We start from the raw sequence: 15,333 nt of genomic DNA on the forward strand, positions 1-15,333 counted from the left end.
GCGCCGGGGTGGTTCGGTAGTGGACAGTGAGTCCCATGATCGAAGTCAAAGGACTGACCAAACAGTTCGGAAACACCACGGCGGTCGAAGACCTGACCTTCACGGTGAAGCCGGGCATCGTCACAGGCTTCCTCGGACCCAACGGTGCGGGCAAGTCGACGACCATGCGCATGATCCTCGGATTGGACCGCCCCACCAGTGGGGTGGCGCTGATCGAGGGCAAGCCATACAACAAGATCAAGCAACCGCTCCGGACGGTCGGTGCGCTGCTGGATGCGAAGTGGGTGCATCCCAACCGGTCGGCGCGGGCACATCTCGAGTGGATGGCCGCGTCCAATGACATCGCGAAGTCGCGAGTGGACGAGGTGCTTCGGCTCGTCGGCCTCACCGACGTCGCGAAGAAGAACGCGGGCGGGTTTTCACTCGGTATGTCACAGCGACTCGGTCTTGCCGGTGCGCTTCTGGGTGACCCGAAAGTCCTCCTTTTCGACGAGCCGGTCAACGGGCTCGACCCCGAAGGCATCGTCTGGATTCGCAAATTCATGCAGCGCCTCGCCGCCGAAGGCCGAACGGTCCTCGTCTCGAGCCACCTACTGTCCGAAATGGCTCAGACAGCAGAGAATCTGGTGGTGATCGGTCGCGGAAAGCTGATCTTCGATTCGTCGGTCCAGGATTTCATCGACCACGCGTCCGAAGCCTCGGTCCGAGTTCGAAGCCCGCAGCTCGACGCGCTTCGCAGTGCGTTGACCTCCGCCGGATTGACGGTGCGCGAACCGGATTCGGCCGAGGAGCTTCAGCCCTCGCTCGTAGTCGTCGACTCGTCCACCGATGCGATCGGTGACATCGCCGGCCGTGCCGGGATCGTGCTGCACGAGTTGTCCTCGCAGCGCGGGTCGTTGGAGGAAGCATTCATGAAGCTCACCGGACACGACGTGCAATTCCACGGCGAAGGTGCCGAAGATCCGAACATTCAGCAAGCGATGGGTGGTTCACTCTGATGGGTGTCCTGGCAGCGGAACGAATCAAAATCACCTCGACCAAGTCGCCGTGGTGGTGCACGATAGCCATCATCGTGCTCGGACTCGGCTTGGCGGCGATCGTCGGCATCACGTCCAAATTGGGTATCAATTCCTACAACAATCAAGTCGCACAGGGTGATCAGCCCGATTTCGAACCGTTCTTTCCGTCCGCGTTCGAGGCGGTAGGCAGCGGTGTCGGCGGATTCGGAGCATTGGTGCTCATGATTCTGGCGGCATTGACGGTCACCAGCGAATACCGCTTCGGCGTCATCAGGACCACCTTTCAAGCCATCCCGAACCGAGCCGCAGTACTGACATCCAAGGCCCTGCTGATCGGGGTCTTCGGCTTCTTGCTCAGTTTGGTTCTCGGCTTCGGAGCGTTCTACCTGGCCAAAGCCACCGCAGGTCCCGACGCCGGGCGACTGCTGAGCTTCGACACCGACGGCACCTGGCGCGTCATCTACGGCACGGCCATTCTGGCGTTCCTTCAGGTCATCATCGCGGTCGGTGTCGGTGCGCTGCTTCGGCAGTCGGCGGGTGCGATCGCACTACTGCTGCTGTGGCCGTTGGTCATCGAGAATCTGTTCGGATTATTCGGTTCGTTCGGTCGTGCGGTTCAACCGTTCCTGCCATGGGCGAACACCAGCAACTTCCTCGGTCAGGACGGCGGCATCGACTTCCACTGGGGGCCCATCGGTAGCCTGATCTACTTCATCGTGTTCACCGCGGTCATCTTCGGTGCTGCGGTGTTGGTGACGAATCGCCGAGACGCCTGACCTTTGTGCAGTTAAGGTGCATGCATGCGACGGACAACCCTTCTGGCAGGTTTCGCAGTAGGCATGCTCGTGGTGGCCGGTTGTTCCTCGTCTTCGGATGAGGAACAACCGGCCATCTCTGCTCCTACCCCGGTTGCGACAGCGGACGGCCCCGGGCTTGCCGACGCCGTCACCGAGGAGGGCGTCATCGCTCACCTGGAACAACTCGAGCGAATTGCCACCGACAACAACGGGAATCGCGCAGCGGGTACTTCTGGATACGACGCAAGTGTCGACTATGTCGTCGATCAACTCGAGTCCGCCGGATTTGCGGTGGAGACACCCGAATTCGAGTTCGATCAATTCACCGCCGATACCCAACGGCTCTCTGCAGGTGAGCAGCAGCTCTCGGTCAATGCTCTGACCTATTCACCGTCGTCTCCACCGGACGGCATCACCGCACGGGTGGTTCGCGCCCCGGTCGACGGGTCACCTGGTTGCGAGGCAACGGATTACAACGGTCTCGAGGTGGCCGGTGCCATTGTCGTCGTCGACCGAGGCGTGTGTCCGTTCGGTGCGAAACAGACCGTCGCAGCAGAGTTGGGTGCTGTCGCGATCATCGTGGTCAACAACGAGGCAGGACCTCTCGACGGCGGCACGCTCGGTAGCGCCGACATCGCGAAGATTCCTGCCGGTGGCGTCAGCGGGGAAGACGGACCGATCGTGGCGTCGGCGTCGGAATTGACGCTCACTCTCGACACCGAAACTACAACCACCAAGAGTCGCAACGTCATTGCGCAGACCAAGACAGGTAGCACCGACAACGTCGTCGTTGCGGGAGCTCACCTCGACAGCGTTCCCGAGGGGCCGGGCATCAACGACAACGGCAGTGGCACGGCCGCGGTTCTCGAGACGGCCCTGAAGATGGGAAGCGAACCGGACATCACCAACGCTGTACGTTTCGCGTTCTGGGGGGCCGAGGAGCCTGGGCTCGTGGGGTCGACCGAATATGTCGACGGGCTGAGCGAGGACGACGAAGCCGCAATCGCGCTGTATCTGAATTTCGACATGATTGCCTCGCACAACGCCGGCTACCTCGCCTACGACGGTGACGACTCGGACAAGGTCGGTGCCCCAGCGGGACCGCCGGGATCGGAAGCGATCGAGCGGGTATTTCTCGAGCGTCTGCAGCAGGAGGGCATCGCCGCCGACGGGACCGACTTCGACGGCCGATCAGATTACGGCCCGTTCATCGACGTCGGGATTCCATCCGGGGGAGTGTTCAGCGGTGCGGACGAGACGAAATCGCCCGAGCAGGCGGCTAAATGGGGTGGGACGGCAGAGGAGACGTTCGACCAGAATTACCACACCGCCGAAGACACCCTCGCCAATATCGACCGAACAGCCTTGGGCTCGAATGCATCGGCTGTAGCGTTCGGCATCGGAACTTTCGCGCAGGAGATCGACGGCCCGAACGGCGTTCCCTCGGGTGCGGCACGTACCGAGGCGCGAGTAGGACGGTGACGTACCTGTAACTGTCGGTCCCGCTCGATTCTGTGAATTTGTGGCCTGCGGTAGACCTGAAAGAATTTCCACGACGCACTTGTGGGGGATCATGGGCTGATGGACGAGTCGAAAAAAGAATCCGAGGACGCCGGCACATCCGGCGGGTCCGGTTCGCGGGCAGTGATGCGGGCCATGCTCAGCTACCCCTTGTTCACGGCATCACTGCTGGTCTTGGCGGTCGTTCTCGCACTCTTGGCCTCGGGGCAGAGCGGTCCGGCGCAGTTGATCGGCTCGGTGTGGGCCGGGCTGGTGGTGCTGTGGGTCGCCCGGGGAATGGTCCGCGACGTCATGGCGGGGCACTGGGGGGTCGATATTCTGGCGGTCATCGCGATCACCGCCACCGTTGCGGTCGGCGAGTATGTCGCTGCGCTCGTGGTGGGCCTCATGCTCTCCGGCGGCGAAGCGCTCGAGGATTACGCCGCCGGCCGTGCGCGCCGCGAGCTGAACGCACTGCTGGACCGCACCCCGCGGACCGCTCGCCGAGTGCTGGCCGACGGTTCCCTGGAGGAGATCTCGGCCGCGGAGGTGGTGCCGGGGGATCTGCTGCTGCTGCGTCCGGCGGAGGTGCTGCCGGTCGACGGCCACCTCGAGGACGACGAAACCGAGTTCGACGAGTCCTCGATCACCGGTGAGAGCTTGCCGGTCACCCGGCTGCGCGGGGAGTATCTGCTGTCCGGCTCGGTCAACGGCGCGTCCGCGGTGATGATGCGGGCGGCGAGCACCGCCGCCGACAGTCAGTACGCGCGGATCGTGGATATGGTCAGCGCTGCTGCGGAGTCCAGGGCGCCGGTGGTCCGGCTCGCCGACCGTTACGCCGTTCCGTTCACCGTGTTGTCCCTGACGATCGCAGGCCTGGCGTGGTGGTATTGGTCGGATCCTGTGGTTTTCGCCGAGGTGCTCGTCGTGGCCACCCCGTGCCCGCTGCTGATCGCCGCGCCGGTTGCCTTCCTCGGCGGAATGGGCCGTGCGGCCCGCGCAGGGGTCATCGTCAAGGACGCCGGCACGCTCGAACGTCTGTCGAACGTGCGGACCGTGGCCTACGACAAAACCGGAACGCTGACCTATGGACGACCGGAGCTCGTGGCCGTCGAGCCTGTGCCCGGGTCCGCGTGGGCCAGTGAGGATGGGGCCCAAGAGCTGCTGCGGCTGACGGCGTCGGCCGAGCAGTACTCCTCGCACGTCGTGGCGGCCTCGGTGCAGGAGGCAGCTCGCACGCGCGGGCTGGTTCTGCTGCCTGCCGAGGACGCGCGCGAGGAGGCAACCAACGGGGTCGCCGCCACGGTCGACGGGCGCGCGGTAGTGGTCGGCAAGTCACGCTTCGTGGCCGAGTACGTCGGCGAGGTCGCCGAGGCCACCCTGCAACCGGGCCACCTGGCGGTCTACGTGGCGGTCGACGGGAAGTTCGCCGGCACCGTCGTGATGGCGGATCAATTGCGCGCGGACGCGGCGGACACGGTCGCCGCGCTCGCCGGGCTTGGCGTCATCGACCAGCTGGTGCTCAGCGGTGACGCGCAGAGCACGGCGGACCATGTTGCTGCGGACGCAGGCCTGCACCGGGCCTTCGGTGAGCTGCTGCCGCAGGACAAGGTGCGGATCGTCGGACAGGTCCCGCACCCGCCAGTGGCGATGGTGGGCGATGGCGTCAACGATGCCCCGGCACTGGCCGCCGCCGATGTCGGCATCGCGATGGGCGGCCGCGGCGCGACCGCGGCCAGCGAGTCCGCCGACGTCGTGATCTTGACCGAACACCTGGGCAGGGTGGCGACCGCGGTGCGGATCGGCCAGCGGACGATGCACGTGGCGCTGCAAAGCATCTGGATCGGCATAGCGCTGTCCGTGGGCCTCATGCTGGTCGCCGCGACCGGCTCGATCCCGGCTGTGGTCGGAGCTCTCAGTCAAGAGGTGGTCGACTTGGTGGTCATCGTCAACGCCCTGCGGGCCATCCGGCCGGGCCGCTCGGAGTCGGCTGCGATGAAACTGCAAGTAAGCCGGTCTGCGGCTGACGCAAGCTAGTCGATCGCAGCGGTGCCCCCGAGGATCTACGCATTCTCCGTGTGGTGCAGTCGCCACAGCGGTGACACCGGGCCGTGGCCCGCGCCGAGGTCGTAGGACGCCTCGAGGCACCGAGTGACCCACTCCTTGCCGAACGCGACGGCATCGGGCACGGAGTAGCCGTGCGCCATCGCGCAGGTGATAGCCGCGCCGAGTGTGTCACCGCCACCGTGGTCGTTGCCGGTATCGATGCGGGGGCCGGAGAATTCGAGGAATGTGTCGCCGTCGTACAGGATGTCGGTGCTCTTGTCCGAAGTGCGGAGATGACCACCTTTGACGAGGGCCCACTGGGCGCCCAGTTGGTGCAGTGCCTCGGCTGCGCGGCGTGCGGAGTCGTCGTCGACCACGACGATGCCGGTGATCAACCTGATTTCGTCGAGATTGGGCGTGACGATCGTGGCGATGGGGAAGAGCGTCGTGCGGATTGCGTCGAGGGCTTCCTCGTGCAGCAATGGATCGCCGTGCATCGACGCGCAGACTGGGTCTACCAGCAGTGGCACCGGCTGATCGCGTCCGATTCCAACCTCTGTACAGACAGCGGTGACGGCCTCGATGATGGCCGTGGAGGCGAGCATTCCTGTCTTCGCTGCGCTGACGCCGATGTCGCCGACCACGACGCGAACTTGATCCGCGACGACACTCGGTGGGATTTCGTGAAAGCCCGAAACGCCGACGGTGTTCTGAACGGTGACCGCGGCCACGGCTACGCAGGCGTGGACGCCGCACAGTGCCATCGTCCGGCTGTCGGCTTGGATACCCGCCCCGCCGCCCGAATCGGTGCCGGCGATCGTCAGCGCTCGGACGGGGGTGGATCCGTCGGGCGTCAGCGGTAGGAGCTTCACGAGAGGTGACAGTACCGGCAACGGTCCACGCGGTCGTCGTAGATATGCCCATAGTCATGAATGTTGTTGGTTCACAATGAAATAGTCGCCGCCTATATGACGGTTACCAGCGCGGGTGTTGGGACGACGTTGCATGCCTACGTAACCGAAGGTTTGTTCGCGCAAATGGGTGACAAGCCTCGGATGGGCATGTTTAATAGTGGTGAAGGTCACATCTTAATAACAACTCGAACTTCTCATTCACGTCTCACACAGCAAAGGAGGTGACCTGTGCTCGCCAGCTCACCCAGTGCAGAGGTGTCCATCAACACGGACCAGAATCGATTCGAATTGAGGCTGAATGGCGACTTGGTGGGGATTATCGGCTACTACGAAGTCGAAGGTTCGTTCAAGCGAGGTTCTCGCGCTCGCGTCGTCTCGTTCATGCACACCGTGGTCACTGAAGACTTCGGACATCAAGGCCTTGCAGCGATTCTCGTTCGCAGGGCACTCGACAGCGCTCGATCGTACGGCTGGAAGGTCAAGCCGGTCTGCACCTATGTACAAAGATTCGTCGCGGCCAATCCCGACTACTCCGACGTCGTCGTTCCGCTCTAGAGGTAACGGTTTCACCCTGCCTGCGTCGAATTACTCGGTTCCGTCCCCAATTGGCCCGACTGCTGTTCTCATGGTGACATGAATCACAGTCGCATCGACCTAACTTCTGCGGCCGCCGTCACCACGGCGGTGCGAATCGCAGACAACACCGCGCACAATCGGTTCGACCTGTTCGTCGGCGAAGAACTCGTCGGAATCCTCGGGTATCGAGATGCGGAGGACGGTGCCGTCGCCTTCATGCATACCGTGGTCAAAGAGGACTTCAGCGACCGCGGGTGGGCAGCTGTACTTGTTCGTGGAGCGCTCAACACCGCACGCGACCGCCAGTGGCGGATAGTCCCGATTTGCACCTATGTGCAGCGATACCTCGCACGAAATCCCGAGTTTCTCGACCTGGTCGCCTAACGCCCGAGTCAGGAGATTTCGAGGATGACGGGCGCGTGATCGCTGGCGCCCTTGCCCTTACGCTCCTCGCGATCGATGGACGCGCCGGAGACGCGAGACGCGAGCGCGGGGGAGGCCAGCGCCATGTCGATTCGCATTCCTTGTTTTTTCGGGAACCTCAGCTGCGTGTAATCCCAGTAGGTGAAGGTTCGCGGTTCGGACGTGAACTGCCGGGTGACCTCGGCGAATCCGGCATCTATGAACGCTTCGAATGCATCGCGCTCGGGTTGCGACGTGTGAGTCTTGCCCTCGAACAACTCCGGATCCCACACGTCTGCGTCGGTGGGGGCGATGTTCCAGTCTCCGACCAACGCGATCTGTGCCTGTGGGTCCGCTGACAACCATGCCCGGGCATCGGCCTGTAGCTTGGCGAGCCATTCCAGCTTGTAGGTGTAGTGCGGATCGGCAAGATCGCGGCCGTTGGGAACGTAGAGGCTCCACACTCGGACGCCTCCGCACGTCGCCCCGATTGCGCGAGCTTCGCGCACCGCTTCGATCTCCGGATCCTTGCTGAAACCGGGCTGATCCTCGAAACCGATCTGCACATCTTCCAAGCCGACGCGGGAGAGCAACGCGACGCCGTTCCACTGGCTCAGGCCGTCGTGAGCGACCTCGTACCCGATCTCACGGAACCGTTCGTACGGAAACTGCTCGTCCTTGCATTTGGTTTCCTGCATAGCCAGGACATCGATATCGGATCGTTGAAGCCAATCGACGATTCGGTCCTGCCGAGAGCGGACAGAGTTCACATTCCAGGTAGCCAGTCGCACGGCACACACCCTAACCGAGCGCCGACCGTCGGCCCAGCGGTGTGCCAGGAGGTCACCGAGGCGGCTCGGCGTACCGATACCGGTGATGCTCGACGAATCCGAGCTCCCGGTACATCGCGATGCCCCCGAGATTGTCGGTCGACACCTGCAGGTAGGCGTGAGTTGCTCGCTGCCGCAATCCCCACGCGAGGAGCTCACCGCAGATACGCGTCCCGAGCCCGTGTCGTCGATGAGCCTCGGAGACCTCGATCGCCGTCAGCCCGACCCAGCGTCGAAGATCGGGGGCTGTGGTGACGGCTGCACGTCCGATGGCCAGCATCTCCGTGGCGGAACTGCCGATCCGCGCAAATCCGACAACTCCGTCGCGGACGGCCGACACTACGTCCATTGCATCCTCGGGGGCAGCGCGTCCGCGGTAGTGATAAAACCTCCGCCAGTCCTCGTCGGGGGCGGCGGTGATGACTGATATCGAGTCGGACGGCATCACGAGGGAGGTGATGTCCGCGGCCATCACCAAGACCTCGTAACCCGTTCTCCAGCCGGCGGGAACTGCGCCGAGACGATCGGGCAACAGTAACTTCGGCCACTGTCCGCGGTCGCGGAACCATGCGGCGATCTCACCGAGCGAGGACTCGTCGGCGTGCGGCTCGACTGGAACGGCAGAGTTTGCTCGGCCGGTGAACCCGCGGCCGTACCGCAGCAGCCATCCGCCGATCCACGCCTGCTCCAGGCCCGGCCACCCATCGGCAGCCGCACGTTCGAGCGATCTGATCTCCGAAGTCCTGATCGGTCGGGGACCGAGGGCTTTCATCGCCACGACGCGATCGCGGGCCACCCGCACGACCCGACCGTCCCCGTCCCTAAGAGCTACGACGGTGTCGTCTGCCTCGACGAGTACCCCGATGACGTCGGTCATCGGATGGCTGTAGCCCGGGGGGAGCCGATACCGCAACATGACGCGGGTGCCGGGCGTGACGGCCACGAGCTCAGTCGTCCTCGTGGCCGAACGGATCTTCGACGGTCCCTGGTATCCAACTCAGGCCCGGCTTGCCCCAGCCCGCGCGCTTGATTGCCTTCTTCGCGGCGCGGGCGTTGCGGCCCACCAGCACGTCTACGTAGAGAAACCCATCCAGATGGCCTACCTCGTGCTGAAGCATGCGCGCGAAGAAACCGGTGCCTTCGATGTCGACTGGTTCACCCTGCGCGTCGGTGCCGGTGACCCTAGCCCAGTCGGCACGCCCGGTGGGGTACTGCTCGCCGGGTACCGACAGGCAGCCTTCGTCGTCGTCCTCGGGATCTGGCATGGTCTCGGGGATGGCCGAAGTCTCGAGCACCGGGTTGATCACCTCGCCCTTTCGGCGAACGAGCTTGCCGTCGGGTCCCTCGTCAGGGCAGTCGTACACGAAGAGTCGCAGCGGGATGCCGACTTGATTGGCTGCGAGGCCGACACCGTTGGCGATGTCGAGCGTTTCGTACATATCCGCGATGAGGTCTGCGAGCTCGGCGGGTGTCTGCGTGACTGCGTCCGTCGGGGTGTGTAGAACCGGATCTCCGACGATCCGGATGGGAAGAATTGCCATGGTCGAGAAGAATAGTGTCCGCATGCAGAGCCGCCTACACACGGTGAGTCAGAGCTGCCGCACACGCGACTCGCCGCAGCTACCGTACACGGCGTGTGACACGCCCACCATGGTTGAATCAGTACCGAACTACACGTGTGCAATTCGCTCGGCCTCCTTCTGCCAGGCCAGATGGGTGACGCAAAGGCGGGCGAGCCCGCTGAACGTTGGCAGGCGATGCGGGTGAAATAGAAGTCGAGGAGTGAGATGGACGGCGCAGCAGCGCGTGACTCGAACCAGGCTCCGCAATCCGAAAGCTCCGAAGATCTCAACGAGGTCGGAGCAGACGGACTGACTCGTCGCGAGCACGACATATTGTCTTTCGAGCGCCAGTGGTGGAAGTACGCCGGCGCCAAGGAAGAGGCGATCAAGGAACTCTTCTCCATGTCCGCCACCCGGTACTACCAAGTCCTCAACGCACTTGTGGATCGTCCTGAATCGCTCGCAGCAGACCCCATGCTGGTCAAGAGGCTGCGGCGCCTGCGTGCGAGCAGGCAGAAGGCCCGCGCGGCACGCAGACTGGGCTTCGAAGTCTAGTTGCCGAGCCGCGATCAACTAGTGTCTTCGAATGTGAGCAGTCCCAATCCGGAATCGTCCGGCCCTCCGCTCCGCGCTCTGGCAATGGTGTTGATTTCGCTGGCGATTCTCTTCGCAGCAATCGGGGCACTGTCGTTGACCGGTTCGGACGAGACCGAGGAATCAGCGGCACAGGCGACGACCAGCGCCGCGCAGCAGGCTCCGGCCAGCTCCGCCGCAGCGCGACCCCCTGCCGCATCGCAGCCTCCCGCCTCGGCCACTCGTACATCCGCGGCGACTCCCACCGGCGAACCGACCGACGTCGAAGTTCGCGTTCTCAACAACAGCAACGTATCCGGTCTCGCCGCCGGAACAGCCGCCACGCTCACCGCCGAAGGCTGGAATGTCGCCGAGACCGGCAATTTCAGCGAGTCGCAGATCGCACAAACCACGATCTACTACGACACGTCGCCGGGCGCGCAGGCCGCTGCCCAGCAAATATCGACTCAACTCGGCGTCGCTGCATTCCCTCGACCGACGACCTTGTCGAGTTTCGGTGAAGGTGTCATTGTCGTCGTGACCGAGTAACTGTCAACCCTTGGGCAGGTAGTACTACCGGCCATAGTTATGATCGACACAACCGCCCAGCCTGCCCTTCGAAGGAGCAATTTCATGGCACCGATTCGTATCGCTCGGCCAGTGAGCCGAACCTGGCGCCTCGCGACCCCCGTTGTAGCCCTCGCGGCCTTCGGCCTGGTTGCATGTAGTGCTCCCGAGACTCCCTCCGACGTCCCCGGAACGACGCCCGCCGTGTGGACCGGCAAAGAGGATCCGAACGGCAAAGCCGTCGCAGCAGATGCGCCCGTCGGATCGGGTGATATCGAGGCATCACTGAAGGACGCGTCCGGCGCAGACGTCGGCACCGTCTCGATCGTCGAAGAGGGAAGCCACCTCCGCATCACCGTCGAGGCCGAAGGACTGACCCCAGGGTTTCATGGCCTGCACATTCACACCGTCGGGAAATGCGAGGCAAACTCCGTAGCACCGACCGGCGGTGAGCCCGGTGACTTCCTATCCGCAGGCGGACATCTCCAGGTCGACGGTCGCACCGGGCATCCATCCAGCGGCGACTTGACTTCACTGCAGGTCCGCGAGGACGGCACCGGCGAAGTAGTCACCACGACGGACGCCGTCACACTCAAAGATCTTCAGGTGGACGGCGGCCGCGCGGTCGTCATCCACGCCGGCGCAGACAACTTCGCCAACATCCCACCGCGCTACACCCTGCCCGACGGCGCTGCGGTGCCCGACACGAACACACTGATGACCGGTGACGCCGGCGGCCGTGTGGCCTGTGCGGTCATCGACTAGGTGAGTTCCCCGAAGACACCGGATCGCTCCGCAGGCTCCGCTCCTGCACTTTCCGGTCGCTCCGCAGGCTCCGCTCCCGTAATCCACTTCGAGAGTTCGCCACGCCCCACGCTCGGCGTCGAATGGGAAATCGCGCTCGTGGACAAGGAGTCCCTCGACCTGGTCAACTCGGCCGAGGAGATAATGGACGGTGTCACGGAGCTTTCGGGTGATCGGACGCCACGCGTCACCAAGGAACTCCTGCGCAATACCGTCGAACTCGTCACCGGAGTGTGCGAGAACGTCGGTGAGGCCATGGACGATCTCGGTGAATCCCTCGATCTGGTTCGCCGAGCAGCGGACCCGCTCGGCATAGATCTGTTCTCCGCGGGCACCCACCCGTTCGCCGAATGGTCGACGCAGGTGCTCACTCGCTCACCCAGCTACGACGAACTGATCGCTCGGACCCAGTGGTGGGGCCGTCAGATGTTGATCTGGGGCGTGCACGTCCACGTCGGAGTGTCTTCACCCGACAAAGTGTTTCCGATCCTGAACTCGCTGCTCCTGCAATATCCACATTTGTTGGCACTATCGGCCTCGTCTCCGATCTGGGCCGGTTCGGACACCGGCTACGCAAGCAACAGGGCGCTGATGTTCCAGCAGCTTCCGACGGCAGGACTGCCATTCCAGTTCGAGGACTGGGGGCAGTTCGAAGGCTTCGTCCGTGATCAGATGAAAACCGGCGTCATCGAACAGCTCGGTGGAATGCACTGGGACATCCGCCCCGCCCCCAGATGGGGAACCATCGAAGTACGGGTGTGCGACGGGACGGCCACCAAACGTGAACTCGCGGCGTTGGTAGCGCTGACGCATTGTCTGATCGTGAACCTCGACGAACGTCTCGAAGCCGGCGAAACGCTCCCGACGATGCCGCCGTGGCACGTGCAGGAGAACAAGTGGCGGGCAGCGAGGTACGGCCTCGACGCCGAAATCATTCTCGATGCCGACAGCAACGAGCGACTCGTCACCGACGATCTGCACGATCTGCTGGAGAAGCTGACCCCGACCGCGGTGCGTCTCGGATGCGCCGACGAATTGGCCGCTGTCGCCGACATTCCGCGCCTGGGAGCCTCGTATCAGCGGCAGCGCCGGGTCGCCGCAGAATCCGGTGGAGATCTCAGGGCTGTCGTGGCGTCGTTGGTCGCAGATCTTCGAGCGTGACAGCTCGCTGTAAGTAGTTGTTCATTCACCGTTTACTATTAGCGGCGTGCTTGCGGGTGAAGAGGGGGACGGCTCCACCCACGGGGCGGTACCGAATTCCTTACGGTTCTATGGTGTCGGTGCGGCGGCGGTAGCTGCGTTCCTCGGATTGCTGCAGCTCGCTGCAGCCCGCAACGGATTCTCCGGCCCGTTCGCGAGTATCTGGAACGATGTCGCCGGTACACCCAAGTCGATGTCACTACCGTGGGCCGGTCTGATCCTCGGACTCGTCGGTGTGAACAACCGGGTCCGATTGTGGTCGTTGTCACTTGCAGTCGCTATCGATGCCGTCTTCGCTGTCGGAAGGGCCGAATCCGGGCTTCCCTTCTCCGTCGGCAACGGCGCGGTGATAGTCCTGGTCGGCCTCGCGGTGTACACGGTGTGGACCCGGGACAGTCATGGGATCAAATCCGTGTGCCTCGGCGGCTTGCTCATCCTCGCTTCGAAGGCCGGAGACGCCTGGCTGCAGATCACCACTCTTGTCCGACCGAACGTACTCGACGAGTACGCCCAGCTGGCAGATCACGCGCTCGGAAATCCGTCGTGGGTCGTCGGCACTGCACTTGCCGCGCTCGGCGCGCCCGCGTATGCAGTCCTGCATTGGATCTACATCCAACTACCGGTCGCCGCGATAGCCATCGCTATCTATCAGCTACGTGGTGTTGCGACTGGACGCCCATGGCCGAGGCACAATCTGGTGCGCACGTTTCTGCTGATCGGCCTCGTCGGGCCGATCCTCTACATCGTGTTTCCGGTGGTGGGTCCGATGTTCGCCTACGGTTCAGCCGGGCAGGGCTTCGAGATCGGGGACTTCTGGCCCACGATAGTTCCGACGGACACTTCGCCGTCCGAGATCCCGTTCGACTCCTCGACGCCACGCAACTGCATGCCGAGCCTCCACACTGCCTGGGCATTGAGCTTGTTCATTCATTCGCGTAGAGGCCCGTGGTGGCTTCGGCTCGGCGGCACGACGTGGTTGGTGGGCACCCTGGCCGCGACGCTCGGATTCGGCTACCACTACGGCGTCGACCTCGTCGCAGGCGTCGTTCTGTGTCTGACTCTCGAAACAATCCTGCGTGACCCCGAACGAGGCTGGGACAGGGGCCGTATCCGGCTGGTCTCGTACGGGACGGCGGCTTTGCTGGTGCTCTTGTCGAGCTACCGCTACCTGGCCGTCCCGTTCGCGACGTATCCGGAGGTGTTCGGTCCCCTGATCCTGCTGCTGATGGGCTCGGTCGTCGTGATGTTCTACGCGACGTTCTTTGCCGCGCCCGGTACTGCGATGGCGAACTGGGGTGGACGCAGCACTAGCGAGGATCAGATTCGTCGGGCTCCATCTCGTTGACGACCAGCAGACCGTCGCGGCCTCGCTGTTCGCGGTAGGCGACACGACCGACGATGTGTGCGATGACCGGAGCGGTCGCCAAGGTGAACACGCCGACCAGTACGAGCATCCAGATGTCGACATTGCCGCGCAGTTGGATGACGGCGCCGGTCAGTACGAGAATCAATCCGACGACCTGCGGCTTGGTCGCAGCATGCATGCGCGAGAGAGTATCCGGAAACCGAACGATCCCAATCGCTGCGGTGAACGCCAGCGTGGATCCGATCAAAATCAGAACAGCCGAAATTACTTCGAAGAATGCGTTCATTCGTCCCTCACTCGGAATCGTGCGACGCTGACCGACCCGATGAAGCTCACCAGCGATAGCGCGACGATTGCCGGCACGATCGTGGTGTCGAGGCTATGGACCGACCACAGGGCCAGCCCACACATCGACACCGCCAGAATCGAGTCCATCGCTACTAGGCGGTCGAGGGTGCCGGGGCCGTCGAGAAGTCGATAAGTGGTGATGACGGCTGCTGAGACCAGCAGCACGCCCGCGATCACGAGAACCACGGTCATGACCAGTCGCCCTTTCTCTCGTCATCGATCCGCTTGTCATCTCGAGCCTCCACCGGCGTTGCGATGTCATCGCCGAGAACACCGTGATACCGCTGGTAGTCCTGGAAGTGCAAGGGGCTCGGCTGCCAATCGGAGTCGCGCTCGAATGCAGCGATCAACAACTTTTCGAGTAGTCGAACGGACCGGTAGAAGGCGTCGATAGCTTTCTGGCTACCCATGTCGAGGACGTGGACGTAGACGAGCCTGCGCGTCTGATCGATTTCGAGAACCATCGTTCCGGGAATCAGATTGAGGGCATCCACACACAGTGTCAGCACCAGATCCGACTTGATTGCGATGCGGACTCGCAGGACTCCGGTGATGGGAGGGGCTTTCGGTCGCACTGCCAGCCACGCAACACTGAAGCTCGATGCGATTGCGTAATAGAAGAATACGCAGATGAGCTTGAACACCGACAGGACGTGAACGCGGCCCTCGACCGGAACCTTGGGGAGCGGCAAGAGCAGCATGATGCCGAGACCGACGACGATTCCGCTGAGCACGTTCGCAGGAGAGAGGCTGCCCCACAACAGGACCCACACCGAGGTCAGCCAGGCGAGCGTCCAGAGTCGCAGGAGTAGAAAGCGATTCATGTACT

At 63.3% G+C, this 15,333-nt stretch carries 18 protein-coding genes; 11 read left to right on the top strand and 7 right to left on the bottom strand.

Annotated features, from left to right (window positions below; genetic code table 11):
* The first annotated feature begins 35 nt into the window (after positions 1 to 35).
* The 4 genes from H2510_RS07380 to H2510_RS07395 all read left to right on the top strand — a co-directional run bounded on the left by H2510_RS07380 (position 36) and on the right by H2510_RS07395 (position 5,353).
* On the top strand, positions 36 to 998 hold the full coding sequence (locus H2510_RS07380) for an ABC transporter ATP-binding protein (protein ID WP_136171028.1): 963 nt from the start codon (positions 36 to 38) through the stop codon (positions 996 to 998).
* Positions 998 to 1,795: an ABC transporter permease gene (locus H2510_RS07385; protein ID WP_186627700.1), complete on the top strand. Its 798-nt coding sequence runs from the start codon at positions 998 to 1,000 to the stop codon at positions 1,793 to 1,795. Before H2510_RS07380 ends, H2510_RS07385 begins: the two co-directional genes overlap by 1 nt.
* Before the next feature lie 24 nt (positions 1,796 to 1,819).
* On the top strand, positions 1,820 to 3,298 hold the full coding sequence (locus H2510_RS07390; RefSeq protein WP_186627701.1) for a M28 family peptidase: 1,479 nt from the start codon (positions 1,820 to 1,822) through the stop codon (positions 3,296 to 3,298).
* A gap of 99 nt (positions 3,299 to 3,397) precedes the next feature.
* Positions 3,398 to 5,353, top strand: a complete 1,956-nt coding sequence (locus tag H2510_RS07395; protein ID WP_261392813.1) for a heavy metal translocating P-type ATPase — start codon at positions 3,398 to 3,400, stop codon at positions 5,351 to 5,353.
* A 26-nt stretch (positions 5,354 to 5,379) separates the two neighbouring features.
* Here H2510_RS07395 and thiD read toward each other — a convergent pair whose 3' ends face one another.
* Complete coding sequence (gene thiD / locus H2510_RS07400; protein WP_186627702.1) at positions 5,380 to 6,234, bottom strand: bifunctional hydroxymethylpyrimidine kinase/phosphomethylpyrimidine kinase; 855 nt, start codon at positions 6,232 to 6,234, stop codon at positions 5,380 to 5,382.
* Positions 6,235 to 6,504: 270 nt separating this feature from the next.
* On the opposite strand from thiD, the gene H2510_RS07405 reads away from it, so the two are divergent.
* Complete coding sequence (locus H2510_RS07405; protein ID WP_084346300.1) at positions 6,505 to 6,831, top strand: GNAT family N-acetyltransferase; 327 nt, start codon at positions 6,505 to 6,507, stop codon at positions 6,829 to 6,831.
* Positions 6,832 to 6,909: 78 nt separating this feature from the next.
* A complete protein-coding gene (locus H2510_RS07410; RefSeq protein WP_186627703.1) occupies positions 6,910 to 7,236 on the top strand; it encodes a GNAT family N-acetyltransferase in 327 nt (108 codons plus the stop codon).
* 8 nt (positions 7,237 to 7,244) lie between these two features.
* Here the strand turns inward: H2510_RS07410 and H2510_RS07415 are convergent, their stop codons facing one another.
* The 3 genes from H2510_RS07415 to H2510_RS07425 are packed head-to-tail and all read right to left on the bottom strand — an operon-like array spanning position 7,245 to position 9,625.
* Positions 7,245 to 8,045 carry an exodeoxyribonuclease III gene (locus tag H2510_RS07415; RefSeq protein WP_186627704.1) on the bottom strand — a complete coding sequence of 267 codons (801 nt, stop codon included), beginning with the start codon at positions 8,043 to 8,045 and terminating at the stop codon, positions 7,245 to 7,247.
* Between the two features lie 52 nt (positions 8,046 to 8,097).
* On the bottom strand, positions 8,098 to 9,000 hold the full coding sequence (locus tag H2510_RS07420; RefSeq protein WP_186628103.1) for a GNAT family N-acetyltransferase: 903 nt from the start codon (positions 8,998 to 9,000) through the stop codon (positions 8,098 to 8,100).
* Positions 9,001 to 9,031: 31 nt separating this feature from the next.
* Positions 9,032 to 9,625 (bottom strand): peptide deformylase, encoded by a 594-nt coding sequence (locus tag H2510_RS07425; protein WP_186627705.1) that lies wholly within the window; start codon positions 9,623 to 9,625, stop codon positions 9,032 to 9,034.
* Between the two features lie 246 nt (positions 9,626 to 9,871).
* Between H2510_RS07425 and H2510_RS07430 the strand changes: the two genes are divergently transcribed.
* The 5 genes from H2510_RS07430 to H2510_RS07450 all read left to right on the top strand — a co-directional run bounded on the left by H2510_RS07430 (position 9,872) and on the right by H2510_RS07450 (position 14,135).
* A complete protein-coding gene (locus tag H2510_RS07430; RefSeq protein ID WP_136171036.1) occupies positions 9,872 to 10,201 on the top strand; it encodes a DUF3263 domain-containing protein in 330 nt (109 codons plus the stop codon).
* A 33-nt stretch (positions 10,202 to 10,234) separates the two neighbouring features.
* On the top strand, positions 10,235 to 10,768 hold the full coding sequence (locus H2510_RS07435; RefSeq protein ID WP_186627706.1) for a LytR C-terminal domain-containing protein: 534 nt from the start codon (positions 10,235 to 10,237) through the stop codon (positions 10,766 to 10,768).
* 84 nt (positions 10,769 to 10,852) lie between these two features.
* Positions 10,853 to 11,551, top strand: coding sequence for a superoxide dismutase[Cu-Zn] (sodC, locus tag H2510_RS07440; protein WP_186627707.1), 699 nt, complete (start codon positions 10,853 to 10,855; stop codon positions 11,549 to 11,551).
* An 81-nt stretch (positions 11,552 to 11,632) separates the two neighbouring features.
* Positions 11,633 to 12,751, top strand: coding sequence for a glutamate--cysteine ligase (locus H2510_RS07445; protein WP_186628104.1), 1,119 nt, complete (start codon positions 11,633 to 11,635; stop codon positions 12,749 to 12,751).
* 37 nt (positions 12,752 to 12,788) lie between these two features.
* Entirely contained in the window at positions 12,789 to 14,135 is a 1,347-nt protein-coding gene (locus H2510_RS07450) for a phosphatase PAP2 family protein (protein WP_397517343.1), read from the top strand.
* Here H2510_RS07450 and mnhG read toward each other — a convergent pair.
* From mnhG to H2510_RS07465, 3 genes are read right to left on the bottom strand one after another with little or no spacing between them, the layout of a single operon-like run.
* Entirely contained in the window at positions 14,098 to 14,442 is a 345-nt protein-coding gene (mnhG, locus tag H2510_RS07455; RefSeq protein WP_186627709.1) for a monovalent cation/H(+) antiporter subunit G, read from the bottom strand. The genes H2510_RS07450 and mnhG overlap by 38 nt on opposite strands.
* The gene (locus H2510_RS07460; RefSeq protein WP_136171040.1) at positions 14,439 to 14,696 is read right to left on the bottom strand and encodes a monovalent cation/H+ antiporter complex subunit F; all 258 of its coding nucleotides are present in this window, start codon (positions 14,694 to 14,696) and stop codon (positions 14,439 to 14,441) included. Before H2510_RS07460 ends, mnhG begins: the two co-directional genes overlap by 4 nt.
* Entirely contained in the window at positions 14,693 to 15,328 is a 636-nt protein-coding gene (locus tag H2510_RS07465; protein WP_186628105.1) for a Na+/H+ antiporter subunit E, read from the bottom strand. The genes H2510_RS07460 and H2510_RS07465 overlap by 4 nt, the downstream gene beginning before the upstream one ends.
* Positions 15,329 to 15,333: the final 5 nt, after the last annotated feature.

Source organism: Rhodococcus sp. BP22 (assembly GCF_014281965.1).
GTDB lineage: Bacteria > Actinomycetota > Actinomycetes > Mycobacteriales > Mycobacteriaceae > Rhodococcoides.

Excerpts from the sequence above, each read along its gene's own strand:
- H2510_RS07380 (WP_136171028.1), top strand. The coding sequence starts at position 36 with ATGATCGAAGTCAAAGGACTGACCAAACAGTTCGGAAACACCACGGCG.
- H2510_RS07385 (WP_186627700.1), top strand. The coding sequence starts at position 998 with ATGGGTGTCCTGGCAGCGGAACGAATCAAAATCACCTCGACCAAGTCG.
- H2510_RS07390 (WP_186627701.1), top strand. The coding sequence starts at position 1,820 with ATGCGACGGACAACCCTTCTGGCAGGTTTCGCAGTAGGCATGCTCGTG.
- H2510_RS07395 (WP_261392813.1), top strand. The coding sequence starts at position 3,398 with ATGGACGAGTCGAAAAAAGAATCCGAGGACGCCGGCACATCCGGCGGG.
- H2510_RS07410 (WP_186627703.1), top strand. The coding sequence starts at position 6,910 with ATGAATCACAGTCGCATCGACCTAACTTCTGCGGCCGCCGTCACCACG.
- H2510_RS07420 (WP_186628103.1), bottom strand. The coding sequence starts at position 9,000 with ATGTTGCGGTATCGGCTCCCCCCGGGCTACAGCCATCCGATGACCGAC.
- H2510_RS07425 (WP_186627705.1), bottom strand. The coding sequence starts at position 9,625 with ATGGCAATTCTTCCCATCCGGATCGTCGGAGATCCGGTTCTACACACC.
- H2510_RS07430 (WP_136171036.1), top strand. The coding sequence starts at position 9,872 with ATGGACGGCGCAGCAGCGCGTGACTCGAACCAGGCTCCGCAATCCGAA.
- sodC (WP_186627707.1), top strand. The coding sequence starts at position 10,853 with ATGGCACCGATTCGTATCGCTCGGCCAGTGAGCCGAACCTGGCGCCTC.
- mnhG (WP_186627709.1), bottom strand. The coding sequence starts at position 14,442 with ATGAACGCATTCTTCGAAGTAATTTCGGCTGTTCTGATTTTGATCGGA.
- H2510_RS07460 (WP_136171040.1), bottom strand. The coding sequence starts at position 14,696 with ATGACCGTGGTTCTCGTGATCGCGGGCGTGCTGCTGGTCTCAGCAGCC.
- H2510_RS07465 (WP_186628105.1), bottom strand. The coding sequence starts at position 15,328 with ATGAATCGCTTTCTACTCCTGCGACTCTGGACGCTCGCCTGGCTGACC.